We start from the raw sequence: 17,480 nt of genomic DNA on the forward strand, positions 1-17,480 counted from the left end.
TTTATAATGATCTTGCCGTGCGGTATAAATTCGATAACTAAAAACTACGTGAATTTTATTGTTGTCGTTATACCTAAGGGAAGTTGATTTACTGTATTTGCTGCCAAGCCATAGTCCAGCTCTCGCCAACGCCAGGCTCAAACATAGTGTTATGCTCATCTACACGGCAAAATTCGCTAAATGGCCATGCCTTACACTGGTATATATGCCCAGTTTTTGGCTGTAATACTTTGGTGCCCGCACTATACATATCGCCATTTTGAGGATAAATTGCGTCGTATCCAAGGCTATTTACAGCAATTAATTTTTTATTTTTTTCAGCGCGATTAAAATGGACCACCGCGCTACAAATACCACTGCTTTCAAGTGCAAATATTTTGTTATGTCGATACGCAACAACCAATCCTTGCTCTGTCATTCTGCCAGCGCACACCAGTGGAATATGCATATTAATATGCTCAACTACCAGTAAACTCCAAGCATGGGGTTCCCCCTGTTCAGGGGAAAGTATTTCATAATCAAACGCTAGCTGAGTTAATTCGCCATGCTCATCGTAAAAGCTCACACTAACCGTATCACCAACAAATAGCTGGCTATACTGATCCAGCCCAAGACAACCAATAGTTAACCATTCTCCACACGTTAATGATGAATGTATAAACACTGCAACACCTTAAAGAGTCAAACGTCTCGCCCATATCATATGGCTTACAACAGGCAAACTAGCTCGTAGGCTAATATGCGTTAACTAAAGTATTAGGTTAAAAACCATTGTGTAATACCAATACCGACTGAATGTAATTCGCAATGTTGCAATAATCAAACAAAAAAATGTAACCAGAGTTTAAAAACAATACTAAAGTTTGCACTAATGAGCATAAAACAAAAAAGCCAACCGCTTTAACGGTTGGCTTTTTTATTCAGCTGGATACCTTGTCCTGACATGTGTTTACACATTTAGGACGGGACAGGGTGATATATAATACTAACTCACACTCACCTTTTTACTTGTAAATGGGCGTTTAAACAGCGCCCCTATGTCAGTTAAAATAATGTATAAGCACGGCACCAAAATAAGGGTGATCAGTGTTGCAAACATAACCGCAAAACCAAGTGCTACCGCCATCGGTATTACAAATTTAGCTTGTAAACTGGTTTCAAACATAATCGGTAATACGCCAGCAAAGGTAGTTATTGAGGTAAGTAATATGGGCCTAAAGCGTGCACAGCCTGCTTCAATAACCGCATCTTTTATACTGATACCCGCGCGACGCGCCTGATTAATAAAATCAGTCATTACTAATGAGTCATTGATAACAACCCCTGCAGCAGCAATTAAACCAAAGCCCGACATTAAGCTAATATCTAAGCCAAACCAAAAATGTCCCCATATTGCACCCGTTAAACTAAATGGAATAACCGACATTACAATTAAAGGCTGCGAGTAACTTTTTAGTGGCACTGCCAACAAAATGTAAACCAAAATCATACCACCAGCAAAAAATAACAATTGCTCATTAGCTTGCGCTTGCTGCTCTTCAATTGCGCCACCTAGTTCTGACTTAACACTTGGGTATTCGTCCAACAATTGTGGTAGTAAATTTTCTTTTACTTGCTTAACCACTTCGCCTGGCTCAATCACTTCCTCATCAATGTTGCCATACACATAAACAGTGCGATAACCGCCTTCACGACGAATATAACTAATACCAGGGGTTTCAGTTAGCTCAACCACATCTCCTAGCAATACTTCTTTGCCTTGGGGCGTAGTAACAACTGCATGTTTAAGTGACGAGAACGCTTCACGGGTAAGCTTAGGGTAACGTACCATCACCCGTACTTCTTCACCGCGACGAATAACACGTTGCGCCTCGCCACCATAAAAACTGGCACCGACTTGATTTGCAATTGAGGCCAAATCTAACCCTAAGTCAAAGGCGACTGGTTTTAAGCTCATTTGTACTTCTTTGCTAGCAGGGTCAATGGTAGAGCTTATATCAAATAAGCCTTCTTGCTGCTGCAATAATCCAATAAAGCGACGCCCTGCTTCATTCAATGTATCGATATCAGAGCCATACAGCAAGTAACCAAACTCACCGTTACCGCCGCCACCTCCACCGCCAACATCATCCTGAATAGTTAACGATTTAACGCCCGCAATATTAGGCATCGCTTCACGCCAGCGGCGCGAAAGCTCAAAGGCATTATAAGGGCGTAAATCTTCATCAACCAATGGCGCTAATAACTGCGCCTCTGTACGACCTTGGTTAAATACCAATACATCGCGAATCATCTTTTGCCCTTCTTCGCGCTCGGTTTGCTTATCTATTTCAAGCACCATAGCTTCGATTTGGCGAATAGCATTAATGGTTTGAATGTCTGATACGTTATCGTTCATCTCAACATTAATTTGCGGGAAGTCATGCGGCACTTTAGGCGATGGGATCATTCTCACCTGATTTGACGATATTAACGCAAAGGTGAAAATTAGTAGCGCAATAAAACTAAACAGCACCGTCCAACGCCACTTTATACAATTAACAATAAACTGCCTATACGGCCCATTTACAAAGCCAAAAAAACGCTTATTAAAGCGTGCTCGCCAACCATCAGGGTTAATAGGTGAAAAGTGAGTATGCGCAATGTGCGCCGGTAATATCAGCTTAGATTCAATCAAGCTAAATATTAAACATAAAATCACCACCACTGAAATACCATAAAAGAAGGCACTTTCAGGTCCACTTGAAAGTGTAAATGGCGCAAATACCGCAATGGTTGTGAGTACTCCGAAGGTCGCCGGGGTGGCAACTCGTTTTGCGCCATTTACTACATTAACAACACCGCCGCCTTTTTTCTCTATTTCGGTGTAGGCACTTTCACCTATGACAATGGCATCGTCCACCACAATTCCCAGTACCATAATAAAGGCAAACAAAGACACAATATTAATCGTGATGCCAAATAATGGCATCAACATCATCGCCCCTAAAAAACATACCGGCAAACCAATCATTACCCACAGTGCCAGCTTAAAACGTAAAAATAATGAAAGCATAATGGCAACTAAAATAGCCCCTTGCAGCAAATTAGCTTTCATCATATCTAAGCGTGCATTAAGGTAGTATGTCATGTCCATTAATGGCTCTAAACGCACACCCAATGGCAGCTCTTTATTTTTTTGATCAATATACGCTTTAACCGAATCGGCCACCGGAATAATGTTTTGATCTTCGGTGGCTTTTACCGATAAATAAACCGCGTTTTCGCCATTAAATTTAAAGTAACGCTCACCTTCAACGAACTGATCTTTGATTATAGCAATATCTTGTAGCAACACTTTGGCACCATTGGCGCCAATTTTTACCGGAATTTGCCTAAACTCTTCACCAGAATAAAACTGATTTTCTACTCGAACCGAAATAACACCCGCATCAGTTTTTAATTGTCCGGCTGAAAAGTTAGCCGAATAACGACGTACCGCGTTCGCTACATCCGATAAGGTTAAATTATATTGGCGCAATGTATCGGGTTCTATTTCTATGGCAATTTCATCCAGTGGCACATCGTTTACCACTAAAGATACATTCGATAACTGCAAGAGTTCATCTTCAACCTGATTTGCGATTGGCTTAAGCTCATTTAGCGGTAGGTCGGCAACGAGCGTCATGCCAATTACATCTTGGCGAAACTCTATTTGGCTAATGGTAACCGGCTCCATTCCTGCAGGAAAAGTCGCGATACCATCTACTCGCAGTTTTACCTTATCGAGAACGTCGGTAAGCTCTGCGTCAGTATTAATTTCAAGGCTGGCAGAACCCCCATTACGAAAAGCGCGATATACCCCTTTTTTTATCTCAGTTATATCTTTTAGCGACTCTTCAATTTTTATTAAGATACTTTCTTCAATTTCTTGTGGCGACGCCCCCGGGTAGTTTGCATTTACAGTAATATAGTTAACTTCTATATTAGGGAACATTTGTCGCTGAATGGTAAAGTAGCTTATAAGCCCCATTACAATAATAAAAAACATCATTAAATTGGCAGCAACAGAGTTGTTAGCAAAATAAGCAATTAACCCTGTTTGTTTGGTTGTATTGGGCTGTTCTGTGATATTCATAACTCACCCTACCTTAAAGTTTTTCAGTGGATGCATTTTCTGCTGCATCTGTATTTTTAGTCTCTGTTAAACCGGCTATTTTTACTGCCATGCCTTTTTGAGGGTATTCCGGTAAGGTGGTAACGAGCTTATCGTTGGCTTGTAAGCCATCGCTAATATAAAAATATTCGCCTTCTTCACGAATCACTTTTACTTTACGCGGCTCTAACTGTTGCTCATCATTGACTACCCACACGGTTTGGTTATTTACTAACTCTTGCGGTAAACGATAAATATTATTGAGCATAGTGCCAGCAAAGTTTACTTGTACATAAGTGCCAAATTTAATTGCAGGCTGCTGATTAGTCAGTCCGTAAGGATCTTCAATTCTTACCACTAAACTGCTCATGCGAGTCGCGTTATCAACAATCCCTAAATCGCGGTCTATTACTGCTTGGCGAGTAAACCCATTGAATCCTATTTTGACAACGGTTGCCGTTACCCCTTTAACGCGTTCAGGTAAAAACACACTGTCAAAGCCAGCGATCGGAATAATCACTTCAGCGGTTTCAATATTATTCAGCTCGGCAACTTGAGCGCCCATACTAACAAACTGGCCAACCCCCACATTCCGACTAACCACTAATGCATCGTAAGGTGCGGTGATTTCACAATTGTCTAAATCGCGTTGGGCTCTTTTTAATGCAGCTTGGGCCGATTTAACTGATGCTTGCGCACTCAGCACTTGTGGTTTGCGTAAAAATAAATCTGTACGCGCTTTATTTGGGAAACGTTTTGCTTCGTCTTCTGCTACTTTAGCCTGCGCTTGCTCTTCAATTAACATCGCTTGCGCGCGGGCAAGTTCAGCCTCGGCTTGCAGTACTGCTGCTTCGTAGTTATCTTTTTCAATTGTAAATAAGATTTCGCCGCGACCCACAACACCACCGGCCACAAAGCTTGGATGCCAGCTGACGACTTCACCGGATACTTGCGCTGAAAGTTGGGTATTTTCTAGTGGCTGCACTTCACCATAACTATTAATGATAACTTGATGATTGTTAGCGGAAACAGCTTCAACTTGCACCGTTGGTCGAGTGTCTATGACTTCTTTTTTATCTGACTCTTTTGCAATCGCATTAATTGCAACAAAACCAGCAACACCTAATGCCAGTGCTACAAATGGAAAAGCCCATCTAAGTACATTACCTTGCATTGATTATTTCTCCCAAATTACTATTAGCACTATGATACCAAAGCTTAATGAAACATTAACGTGACATTTGTAAGCAACTGTTACAAAAAGGTATAAATAAGGTCTTCTTCAGCAAATAAAAGGTAAGTAAAAAGCACTGTTAAGCCGCTTTATAAATGTATTGTTACAAATTTTTACCATTATAAATCATAAAGCTAATCACTTTAGGTTAGTATTTATTAATCATACTGTGCGAAAAAGCATGACACACCGTACAGTAAAATTACATTAACAACTAAAAAAGACTAAATGAATGAAATTAACCACACTTACCTTGGCGCTTAGTATAGCGCTTGGCAGTAGCTATACTGTTGCAGAAGAAAAAAAGCCACAAACATTAAGTGAAATGATTAAAGGGCAAACCGAATTTGCGGGTATTTTTAATCTTTACCAAGATGAAAAAACCGGTGACCACCTAATGGTAATTAACGAGTCACAGCTCGATACCCCTTTTGTTTATTTTGCACACACCATTGATGGTGTAACTGATGCGGGTCATTTTCGTGGGTCGTACCGTGAAACAAAGTTAATTGAATTTAGAAAGTACTTTGATCGTATCGATATTGTTAGTAAAACCCCGCGTTACTTATTTAACGAAAATAGCGCGCTAGCTAAAGCCAGCGAGGCAAACATTAGCGAAGCAGTACTTGCAAGTATAAAAATAGAAAAGCAAGAAGAAGGTAAAATAGCCTTTAATGTTAACAAGCTATTTTTAAGTGAAGCACTGCATAAAGTATCACCAACGCCTAATCCGAACGATAAAAATGCTAAAAAGCGTTTTAAAGTAGGTAAATTAGATGATAAAAAATCACGTATCATCAAACAGCGTCCTTACCCTAACAACCTAGATGTGGTAGTTGACTATGTATTTACTAATAGTAGCCCAACCGTTCGAGGTTCAGGTGCTGTAAGCGACCCCCGAAGCCTGTCGGTAAAAGTTCAGCACTCATTTGTAGCTTTACCTGATAATAGCTACCAACCTCGTTTTGATGATGCGCGCATTGGTTATTTCACTAATCAGTTTGATAAAATGACATCAACTGACTGGGCACCATACCAAGATGTAATAAAGCGCTGGGATTTACAAAAGAAAGATCCAAACGCAGCACTTTCAGAGCCAGTAAAGCCGATTACCTGGTGGATAGAAAACACCACACCGGTTGAATGGCGTGACACCGTGCGTGACGCCGTACTTGCTTGGAATAGCTCATTTGAAAAGGCAGGCTTTAAAAATGCAATAGAAGTAAAAGTACAACCTGATGATGCCGATTGGGATGCTGGTGACATTAACTATAATGTACTGCGCTGGACTTCATCACCTAAGCCACCTTTTGGTGGATATGGGCCAGCATTAGCTAACCCGCTAACCGGTGAAATTTTAGGCTCAGACATCATGCTTGAGTTTGTATTTATGAAAAACCGCTGGATATACGATACGCTTTATACTCAAGGCACTATGAGCCATACACAACCTGGAAGCAACACTGAGCTTAATTGCTCTTTAGGTCATGAATTACAACAGAACCTAATACTTGCAAAAGGCTTAGCAAATGGCGCTGATATTGAAGATACTGAAATGTTACGCCAAGGCTTAACCCAGCTGGTTTTACATGAAGTAGGGCATACTTTAGGTCTTAATCACAACATGAAATCTTCTATTTTGTGGGATGAGAAAGAAGTTCACGACAAAAGTAAAACCCAAGGTATAGTAACCGGCTCAGTAATGGACTATGCGCCAGCAAATATAGCGCCAACAGGTGTGACTCAAGGCGATATTTTCCAAACTAAACCAGGTCCATACGATGATTGGGCAATAAACTACGGCTACAGCGCAGCACTTAAAGATGAAGCAGCAGAACAAGCTCGTCTTGATAAAATACTCGCTCGCTCAAGCGAACATGCACTGGCCTTTGGTAACGATGCCGACGACATGCGTGCACCAGGTCGCCACATAGACCCTCGCGTGATGATTGGTGACTTGTCGTCTAACCCTGCAGCTTATGGTGCAGATAGAATGGCACTGATCAATACGCTATTTTCTGAACTTAAAGACAAAGCTACAGTAAAAGGTGAGTCTTACCAACAGCTTGTTACTTCAGCTAACAGCCTATTTGGCCAGTATCGTGCACAAGCAGGCGTGGTATCTCGTCAAATTGGAGGGGTTTATGTAGAGCGTGCCGTCGTGGGCGATGAAAATGCAGCAAAGCCTTTTACACCGGTACCACTTGAGCGTCAAACCCAAGCAATGGCTATTTTAGCTGAGTATGTGTTTGCTCCAAATGTACTGCAAAGCATGCAGCCATTGTATAACTTTATGCAGCAGCAGCGTCGTGGGTTTAATCATTACGGTAAAAACGAAGACCCTAAACCGCATAAAATGATTTTAGGTATGCAAAAGAGTGTACTAGCGCAACTACTTCATCCTGCTGTGTTACTGCGTATTTCAGATACTGCTTTATATGGTAATGAATACACCCTTACGCAATTTATGGAGGATTTAACTGCAAGTATCTTTGTTGATAGTAAAACCGCTAATTCAATCAGTCATAATTTACAGATTGAATATGTTAATCAGCTAATTGCGATTGCAGGCCTAGAAAAAGCAAGTAAATACGATAACTTAGCGAAAACAGCCGCGCTATATCAGCTAACTCAAATAGCCGATCAAGATGTTGCATGGGGCGCTGATACCGCAACCAAAGCACATAAAAAATATATCGACCGCTTAATTAGCAAAGCGCTAGAAGCGTAAATAACACTGAGTAAACCAAGGCCACGTTTTACGTGGCCTTTTTTACACTAACTCAAAGGTAAATAGTGCCTTTAAGGTACCTTACGGCATGACCCGTTAATGTCACTGTTGTATCACCCACTTCACAGTGTAGCTTCCCACCTCGTTGTGAGGCTTGATAAGCACTGAGAGAATTTTTTCCAAACTGCCCCGCCCAATAAGGGGCAAGCCCAGTATGAATTGAGCCGGTTACAAAGTCTTCATCACCCCCACTGGCAGGCCAAAAATAACGAGAAATAAAGTCATACTCAACACTCGGTGCTGTTGCAACCACATCTAATGGGGCTAATTTTTTTAGTTGTTCATTGGTTGTTTTCAGGTCTACAACCTGCTGCTCATTATCATAAATAGCAAAATAAGCTTGGCGGTTTTGCAGCACCTTAACAGGTTGTATAGACAGGCCAGCTAATAAAGCATCAGGGATGAGCTGAACCTCTTCAGGGGCTTGTTTAGGAAAGGTCATGGCAAAGCTGCCATCGTTATTTTTATTAACAATCAGTTTGCCCACCGCCTCTGCGCTAAAGCGCACCTGCGATATACTATGTTGCTCACAAAGCACATAGGCCGCTGCTAAAGTAGCATGGCCGCAAAAATCAATCTCCATTAATGGCGAAAACCAACGTATCGCAAAGCTTCCATCTGCCGACTGACAAGTAAAAGCGGTTTCAGACACGTTGTTTTCCGAAGCTATATTCAGCATAAGATCATCACTAAGCCAAGACTCTAGTGGGATCACGGCAGCATAATTACCTTTAAACAGTTCACTGCTGAACGCATCGATTTGATGGATAGTTAATTTCATAGTGGGCACTTTTTATTTATTGGTCACTCAAAGTGCCACAAATGAAATTAACGGTCACTATAATTTTATGCCAACACAGGACGTACGCGATAATACTGCATACACGCAAATTGCAGCGCATTAGTTAGCAATATCATAATAAACATTAATATATGCGAAGTACTTTGCACTGGCATGGCTAGCTCTGCAAACAAACCACAGATACCTGCTATAAATTGCAAACTAAAATAGCGCGCACTAAGGTTACTAATATTCCCTGTGCGAAGTGTTTTATAGGTTTGTGGCATAACCCGTACCGAGCTCATAATTAAGCCCACATAGGTTAAGCCATTAAGTACCACAGCGGTATCTAAGTTGGGGTTAAGTAACAACAAAAATGGTAATAACGAAAAGCTAAGCATGCCAAGTAACTGCAGCTTCTGACGTTTAGCGGCATTATAACGTGCAAAAAAGTATAAAATTAAACCACTCAATAATCCTGTCGCAAAAAATGGCAAGGCAATATAAAAGCGAGAAAAATAAAGATTGTAGCTAATGAAGTATACACTTTGCGCTAAACCAAATGTCATCATTAACAGTGACACACCTGATACACTGCGGTTTTTAATAATTTTATTAAGTAACGGTAAAAAACTAAAAACCAAAATAAACACTGACAAAATAGGCAAATAATACGCCAAAGCAAACCTCGCTCGTTACATTGTTGTTAATAAAAAGGAAGAAATAAAACATTTTTTAAACATTTGTTTTTAAAGGCTTTATTTTTGTGCGCGCATTGTAGAGCTGGCTAGGTTTTATACAAGCTTCACACCTACTTTAGTTTCCTCCTGTGGCAACTTGAGTATACAAAAACCGTTGCTATAACTTCACAGTCTCACTATTTTATAATTGCAACACAAATGATAACTGTTATCATGCGCACATCTAAAAGTTAACATACAAGCTTAAGTAATGAGAAAAACACTGTTTAAAGTCCATAGTTGGTTGGCGCTAATTGCCATTATTCCGTTAATTGTTATTAGCATTACCGGCAGTGTTTTAGTGTTTAAAAGTGAAATTGATGGCTTACTGATGCCTGACAAACACTTTGTGGTACAGCAGCAAGCTGCTCGCTTACCTATGGACTCATTAATAGATAAAGCCGAAGCAGCCTTTCCTGAGTATGTAGTAGGAAGCTGGGAACTTTTTAATAACACCACCGCCGACCGGCTTTATTTGGTTAAGCGTGGAACTGACGATTGGTTTAAGTTGCATTTAGACCAATACACCGGAGAGGTTTTATCAGAACCAGTTAGCACAACTCATTATTTTACCGACTGGTTTTTAGAACTCCATTACACCTTTTTACTTAACGACTTAAAAAGCTTACCTGGGCAAACAGGTACCGTATTAGGGTTCTTTTTTGCTTTATTTTTATTAACTCTGGGCATTACAGGCTTAATTATTTACCGTAAATTTTGGCAGCGACTATTTAGCGTACGCTGGCGCGCAACTTTACAAATAGTACTTAGCGACATTCATAAAATGACTGGAGTATTAGGCTCACCTATCCTTATCGTTTTAGCGATTACCGGTGGTTATTTTAATGGTGCAGTGTGGTATCACGAAGTAATAGAACACGCAGAAGAAGAGCACTACACTATTACAAATAAATTATATAGTGACGACATTTCTTTTGAGCGCATTCTTAATGATAGTAAGCTGCAAATACCCACTTTTAACACTACTTTTTTAGTGTTTCCACGAGAGCCCGATGAAAATATTACTCTTTATGGCGAAGTAAATACCCGTAATCCACTTACCAGTGAATACGCCAATACCATAACTTACAATAAGCAAACAGGTGAACACATGGCTAACTGGGATATTCGAGAGGCTGGTGCTGGTTGGCAAGTAATAGACAGTTTTAGAAAACTACACTTTGGTTATTTTGCTGGGCTTATCAGTAAAATACTATGGTGTATTGTTGGCCTTAGCCCTGTATGGCTCGCTGGTACAGGTTTTTATTTGTGGCTTACCCGCCGTAAACGTAAAAAGCATTCACAAAGAAATCGTGTAATGCAGCGAAAAAGCGCTAACGTTTTATAATATTAGTACTCAGCTAAGTTACTAGCTTTAGGTAGTAACTTAGCTAAATAGGCTTTTATAATGAATAGTAAAAGCTTAACCACGCGCGCATTTCATCTTCAAAGCTGTCACCTTCAACACGCGACAGTCCAGCATTAAAGGTTAAATCGTTTACGCCCGCAGGCCCCATACCAAAGCTAAAGTCACCTTGGTATTTTAAGCCGTAACTTTGTGCATAAACGTTGCTATCTAATTGATGTTGCTTGTAATAAAGCCAAGGCATCCCCTCTTTAAAGCTAATGCCACCACCATACCCCTGGTAGCGCTCAGTGGTTGCACTATAAAAAGGCAATTCAGCAGCAAGAATAAATTCACTACTTTGCTGCTGATTAATTAAATTAGAGCTGAATCCACCTAAAGCTAAATCACTATCGTCTCGCTGTTTTTGTTCAAAGCTCACAAAAATTGGTATATCAAACGCTTTACCAAATATTTTTGCTGCCAAGTCATAACCTTGCCAATGACTGCTGTGATTCCGCCCATCATAAATACTGGCATAAATACTCTGCCCTATGGCAAATGCTTGGCGGTCATGTTGCCAGCTTTGAGCAATACTCAACCGTGTCCAATTTTTATGACCATTTTTATAATCTGTATAGTTATAAGCAAGTTCTGGGGTTAACTGTAATTGACCAAATTTCAATGGGTGGCTTATTGCAGCAAAGCCACCTCGGGCGTCAATATCGACGTTTAAGCTAGGTTGATATTGATGTGATGTATCCAAATTATAATCAAATAGCGCAAGCTTAAACTTTGTATTCAGCGCATTGTATTTTGCTTGTATAAAGCCGCCATTTAATGCACCGTCATGCAAATCAATGTTATAACCCGCTTGTAAATCAAGTTGCTTTAATAGGTCGCTACTTTTTATACCTACGCTTAGCAAACTGGTTGACGCTGAATAATACTGAGATCCCAAGGCAAACGTCGCTTGCTGATCTAGCACAGCATAATCCCTTTGTTCTCCTACCTCATGGGTATAAATTTTTGCCGCAGGAAGCGTATGCGCATTTACCATCAACAATGGAGCTTCACTGGCTACAGCGAGATCCGTCACGGCTGCGCGATTTTTTGCAATTGTTAGCCTTTTTACATCAGGACCATCGGCATTAATAGAGAAATAAAGTAGTGAGCCATCTTCAGCCTCAATCGGGTATGCGAGCGCTTCTTGGCCGTTAGTTAAGCGGGTGAGGGTGTTATTTTTTATATGGTAATTATAAATATCAGTGGCATTATTTAGACCCGCTACAAAATAGATAGACTCCCCATTTTGACTAAAACTCGGTTGGCTTAAGTATTGATACCCGTTAGGCATTGGGATTGACTGCCTGGCATCACCGCTTAAACCTTGTATATACAATTGCCAATTTTCGTTTAATGACGCTGATAAATAAGCTAATTTTGTTTCATCGGGGCTTAGGGTCGGGTAATCATACGTCGTTTTTAAGCTCTTGGTAAAAAGTGGCGTGATTGTTTGTGTATTAAAATCGACTTTTACTAATTCAGAATACCCAGCTCTTATTTGCTCACCGTAAAGTGTTTCACCATCGCGGGTAACACTAAAACGACGAATACCAGCCAGTTCAGTGAGTTGTTCGACGTTGCCAGTATCTATGTTATAGCTAAAAATGTCAGACACTTTGTTATAAGTTCCCGACTCCTCAATACTGTAGGCATTAAAATAAAGAGTGTTATTGCCTACCCACTGCGGATTGGCAATACCTGCTCGATTTATTTGATTTAATATTTGTTTTTGTTCGCGCTTAAACACGATTGGCGGGGTATCAGGAACATCTTGCTTATCGTTCTCTAGGAGCTCCTTTTGCACCTTAGTAAACTTATCTCGTGCTTTGGTGTTGTCTTCTGTACTGTAAATTATTAGTGTTGTTTTACTCTTTTCATCACGTTCAACTATCGCAATTTTGCTACCATCATTTGAAAGAGCGGGGTTGCTAGCGTATAAATCAAGTTCTAACCAAAGCTTGCTATTAAGTGGTGATTCGGTTTGCTCTTGTTGCATCGCTTTATAGGTATACTCTGCAATAAATCGACGATATAACCTTGCAGCGCTTTGCCCGAATACACCAGAAAATGCGTCGTCAAAATCTCGTGATTTCACTGCTCGCATACGAACCCATACATTATCGAGTAGCTGCTCTGAGTAATTTTGCTCTAGCCAGTATAAAAAACGACTTCCCATTAAATACGCCATGGAGCCCGCCATAAAGCCTTCATCACTATTTAGTTGCCCATAGGTGGGAAGCGCTCCTTGCTGAGCAAACTCCCCGAGTATTGCCTCAGCATAGTTATCAAATAAGCGCCCTCGACCTGTCATTTTTGATTCGATTAAAGTGGCGTATCCTTCGGCTACCCAGCGCGGTGTATCATCATAGGTTAAATCGTATATATCCCATACACCGCGAATCTTTTGCTGCCAGTCGTTACGGGTTGGCTGCGCTAAATGGACTAAATGAATGTATTCGTGCAGCACCAACAATTGCTGCCAACCCGATGAATTTGATATCACGGTATCCGACTGCGGTGGCGTAGTAAAAAGCGCCATAACAGGATTATTAGAGGTTGGTAAGGCAAAGCCATTCGCTGCATTTAGAGGGTCAAACACCACCACATCGACGATTTTATCAAGCGCACGGTTTTGTTGCTCAAGCACTTTAGTGCGAACAATTTCCAGCTCCACAGCAGTCGATTTAGCAAAATCAGTATGCTCACTACTAAAGTGAACATTAAAATGCTCGGTATGAATGGTTTGCCAATCAGCAGCAAAGCTAGGTGCAGCCAATAATAAGGCTGATGCAATGAGTGACTTTTTCACAATAATCCCTTAAATAGTACATTTGATAATGCTTAGAGTATTATCAAATGGAAAAAACGGGCAGTAAAAAAGTGTAATAAAGCATGTGCAAATGTGTATTTACACCCGCTTTATTATTTAATCTGAGTTTTGAACAAAGGAAGTTACATCCAACTACGGGAGTCTGACTCAGCCTGCATAAGTGTAAAATCTATAATAAAGTCAGCATCTTGCTGTTTTAAATATGGGACGTACGCACCGCCTGCAGCAAGTTGTATATACAGGCTTTTTAAGCCAGAACGACGCATAAAAAAGGTGCTCACACTGCGAGCGCTTTGTGCTTTGTACAGCTCAAAGACCCGGTAATGCACGCCAATCATACCTTTGCGTACCACCATATAAAAACGCCCATCTTGTTGATGAAGGTAATACCCATAACGTTTATAAGATAAAAACACTAACGCGGCTAATACCAAAAATAACGCTAACGGAATTAATATATTAAGTTGCATAAAGCTAATAAAAAAACCAGAAGCAACGCTCGGTAGCAAAGCATAAAACACCGTGTTTTTATATAACAACGGCCTTTCTACCGCATTGAATGCCAGCTTTTTACTGTCAAACCACGGATAAATCCACTGACACACATTATCAACTTGCTCCTGCGTGAGCACAGGCAGCACTAAGGTTTGTTTATTCTTTTTCGCCATGCTTGCAGCACCGCCGCTACTGGCTTGCAAACACTCCACAGTAAAGCGTTTTAATAGCCTGGCAACTAGGTTTTGCTTAATAACGATTGACTGTACTTTGTCTAAACTAATTGATAGTTGATGACGCTCTAACAGCCCTGCAATACGTTTGAATTTATTATTTTTAAAGTAAAGCTGATAGTTATAAAAACGAATGAGCGACATAGTCACCGATAAAAACACCGCAATAAATACCAACATAATAATTAAAGTAATAACCGCAAACACAGCTGCATTAGCCATCATACCGAGCTCTTGCTGATAATAACCCTCTATTTTTGTTATAAACTGCTGCTCTAAAAAGTCGATGGCCACATTCATAAAAGGGGCAATAGCGGCAAGCGCTAAAATGGCCATGTTCGACATTAAACCAAACTTAGCTATTTCTTTATTTGTGATAACTAAACTATTTTCGCTCTGCTCTTCAATATGAGACTGCGCTGTATCAGCGAGCTCTACTGATGGTTGCTGCTGCGCTTTATAGTCAAACACTCGTTTACGCATTTGTTGCGCGTAATCTTTAGTTACCCCTGGCAAAACAGCTTCTTGAGCCACACTGCCTGCCGCATCAAAAATACAATTAACTAACCCTATGGGGGTGAAGTAAAATGGCTCCGCTATATTTACGTTTTGCACTCGAGAAAATTTTAAGGTGAGTCGCTCTTTTTTAAATACGCCTTTATTTAGTAAAATTTCATGCTCGTCAGTAATACAAAAACGAAAACTACGGTAATACAAAAAACAATAGGCAAGCAATGAAGTCAAAGCAACCGCGAGCCCAACTTGCCCCCAAAATAGTTTATTTTCTACTTGGGTAACAAATACCACCAACACGGGCAGTAAATTAAATAAGCCGTCTTTTATGAAGCGCACACTAAAATGCATTACAAAATAAGCCAGCGCCCAAGGCGACACTTTTTGCCAATTAAGTGAAGGTGACGTTATTTGCGCAGCATCAACATTCACTGGCAGCTGCCTCGCTTGCGGTTTCATCGTGGCGATAGCTTTGTACAAACTGACGAATATTTTTGCATTTTTCGTGGGTCAGGCCGCTAATTTGTAAATCGGCACTCATACCGCCGGCGCTATAAAGTCTTAAACTGGCTAAACCAAGCTTTCGCTCTATGGGCCCACGGTGTATTTCAATATGCTGCACACGCGCTAACGGTAAAATTGTCACCTGCTGCCAAATAATGCCTTTTTTAAAAGCAATATCGTGGGTACGCAACGCGCTGCCCTGTAATTTTATGCTAAACACGCTATATAACGTACACAGTAAAATTAATAGCGGAACAGCAACCAATAAGTAACCTTGCGCCATAGCAGCAAAGTCTGTATTAAAATAGCAAACAGCCGCTAGTACTAAGCAAAAAGGAATGAAAAATAACAACCAATTCAATTGTGCATGCAACAATGCTTTGTCCGCAAGCGGCTCAAACACTATGCTTTTATGTTGCGGTAGGTCGGTTATTTGTTGATTAGTAAACACACTTTGCTCCATTACGCGTATGGTAGGCTTAGCCAAGCCACTTAATTGTTGTTACTAGGGTATGACTTTGTTTTGGCTCAAGCGTAACCGCATCTTCAAGTACATTCGCAGCCTCTAGGCATAACATGCTTTTATAATCATCATCGGCAAAATTTGATAGTCGCTTTGATTTTTCAATCCATGGATTCCATAACACGCACGAGCGCGAGTTTTCTCTGCTAACGCTGATCATCCCTTGAGGAGTTTCAATGGTTTGCACAGCCACGGCTTGGGTATAAACCATATCGGTTTCACGGGTAAAACCAACCACATCACTTTGCTGATACGGCCCTTGGCCAAATTCTATGTATTGCGCTCCTTGCAGCCCTGTTACGCGAGTATTATTAATATCATCAGTTGGAAAGTAAGTATGCAGCGCCTGTGTATAACTAAATGGGGTGTTACCTAAATTACAGGTGGTTAAACGCACCTCTAACTGCTCAGATAAAATAAACTCAACCCTTAAAGAAGATTGATGAGGCCAAAAGGTAGAATCTATCTGCTTCATTGGTAATTTTAGGCTAACAGTAATCTCGTTCTCGGTTTCATGCACTTCATCGGCTTGCCATACGTGCGTGCGCGCAAAACCATGTGCTGGAAAGTCTTTATTTTCATGTTGACCAAACCAAGGCCAGCAAATAGGAATACCGCCACGAATGCCCTTCCCTTCACTAAAGGTTTCATCCCCAGACACCCACAATAGTGGCAATTTACCTTTGGGTGTAAACTCAGTTATTTGCCCACCTTGTAAAAATATTTTCGCCTTACATTGGCGACTATTAATACTAATAAATTCCAAACCGCTATGTGTACGCTCAATACATACTGAGGGTGATAATTGCATTTTATTTCCTTTAACACTGAGACTAATTTTTTAGTACTTAACCTGAGTTCAGGTTACTGTACACAAACAATAATGCATGCTTAAAGCATAAGCTACATAGAATAGTTATTTAAATTGAGTTAGTTACTATATTTTTATGCCACACCAACGGCCAAATTACGATTAAAGTTTTACACCGGTGGCTTGTGTATCGCTTTTAACTTACGTAAGGTGCGCAGCCTTAGCAAACAGAGTGTTATTAACTTTTAATAAAATAAAGATAATAAATGCCATTTTAATTACTGCTCAAATTAATAAAAACCATTAGGGTCTGTTGACCTTTTAAGGTTAAATTTGCAGCAGTCTGTTTGGTATTTAGGCAAGGCGGAGCCTATGTGGTGTGATTATTCCCCATAAATAGGCGATAACGCAGCATCAATCCCAAACAGGCGCTGCCCGAAGGGTTCTGCCTAGGGGCGATTTACTCTTTGTTGCTCGGT

Annotated in this window: 11 protein-coding genes; 2 read left to right on the forward strand and 9 right to left on the reverse strand. The window is 40.5% G+C overall.

From position 1 onward, the window contains the following. Positions 1-88: 88 nt before the first annotated feature. The 3 genes from CWC14_RS15060 to CWC14_RS15070 all read right to left on the reverse strand — a co-directional run bounded on the left by CWC14_RS15060 (position 89) and on the right by CWC14_RS15070 (position 5,309). Complete coding sequence (locus tag CWC14_RS15060) at positions 89-664, reverse strand: hypothetical protein (protein ID WP_054202702.1); 576 nt, start codon at positions 662-664, stop codon at positions 89-91. 321 nt (positions 665-985) lie between these two features. After that, positions 986-4,117 carry an efflux RND transporter permease subunit gene (locus CWC14_RS15065; RefSeq protein WP_138563662.1) on the reverse strand — a complete coding sequence of 1,044 codons (3,132 nt, stop codon included), beginning with the start codon at positions 4,115-4,117 and terminating at the stop codon, positions 986-988. 13 nt (positions 4,118-4,130) lie between these two features. Next, complete coding sequence (locus CWC14_RS15070) at positions 4,131-5,309, reverse strand: efflux RND transporter periplasmic adaptor subunit (RefSeq protein ID WP_138563664.1); 1,179 nt, start codon at positions 5,307-5,309, stop codon at positions 4,131-4,133. A gap of 292 nt (positions 5,310-5,601) precedes the next feature. Here CWC14_RS15070 and CWC14_RS15075 point away from each other — a divergent pair, with 292 nt between their 5' ends. Continuing rightward, entirely contained in the window at positions 5,602-8,100 is a 2,499-nt protein-coding gene (locus CWC14_RS15075; RefSeq protein ID WP_138563666.1) for a zinc-dependent metalloprotease, read from the forward strand. Between the two features lie 52 nt (positions 8,101-8,152). On the opposite strand, the gene CWC14_RS15080 is transcribed toward CWC14_RS15075, so the two are convergent. Next, positions 8,153-8,941 carry a PhzF family phenazine biosynthesis protein gene (locus tag CWC14_RS15080; RefSeq protein WP_138563668.1) on the reverse strand — a complete coding sequence of 263 codons (789 nt, stop codon included), beginning with the start codon at positions 8,939-8,941 and terminating at the stop codon, positions 8,153-8,155. Positions 8,942-9,006: 65 nt separating this feature from the next. Next, positions 9,007-9,621 carry a PQ-loop repeat-containing protein gene (locus CWC14_RS15085; protein WP_076922333.1) on the reverse strand — a complete coding sequence of 205 codons (615 nt, stop codon included), beginning with the start codon at positions 9,619-9,621 and terminating at the stop codon, positions 9,007-9,009. Between the two features lie 271 nt (positions 9,622-9,892). Here CWC14_RS15085 and CWC14_RS15090 point away from each other — a divergent pair, with 271 nt between their 5' ends. Further along, entirely contained in the window at positions 9,893-11,029 is a 1,137-nt protein-coding gene (locus CWC14_RS15090; protein ID WP_138563670.1) for a PepSY-associated TM helix domain-containing protein, read from the forward strand. 55 nt (positions 11,030-11,084) lie between these two features. Here the strand turns inward: CWC14_RS15090 and CWC14_RS15095 are convergent, their stop codons facing one another. From CWC14_RS15095 to CWC14_RS15110, 4 genes are all read right to left on the reverse strand, one after another. Then, positions 11,085-13,901 carry a TolB family protein gene (locus tag CWC14_RS15095; RefSeq protein WP_138563672.1) on the reverse strand — a complete coding sequence of 939 codons (2,817 nt, stop codon included), beginning with the start codon at positions 13,899-13,901 and terminating at the stop codon, positions 11,085-11,087. 143 nt (positions 13,902-14,044) lie between these two features. Continuing rightward, complete coding sequence (locus CWC14_RS15100) at positions 14,045-15,595, reverse strand: PH domain-containing protein (protein ID WP_138563674.1); 1,551 nt, start codon at positions 15,593-15,595, stop codon at positions 14,045-14,047. After that, positions 15,585-16,130 (reverse strand): PH domain-containing protein, encoded by a 546-nt coding sequence (locus CWC14_RS15105; protein WP_138563676.1) that lies wholly within the window; start codon positions 16,128-16,130, stop codon positions 15,585-15,587. Before CWC14_RS15105 ends, CWC14_RS15100 begins: the two co-directional genes overlap by 11 nt. A gap of 16 nt (positions 16,131-16,146) precedes the next feature. Continuing rightward, positions 16,147-17,001: a D-hexose-6-phosphate mutarotase gene (locus CWC14_RS15110; protein ID WP_076922338.1), complete on the reverse strand. Its 855-nt coding sequence runs from the start codon at positions 16,999-17,001 to the stop codon at positions 16,147-16,149. Positions 17,002-17,480: the final 479 nt, after the last annotated feature.

This window comes from Pseudoalteromonas sp. S3260 (assembly GCF_005886925.1).
Lineage (GTDB): Bacteria > Pseudomonadota > Gammaproteobacteria > Enterobacterales > Alteromonadaceae > Pseudoalteromonas > Pseudoalteromonas tetraodonis.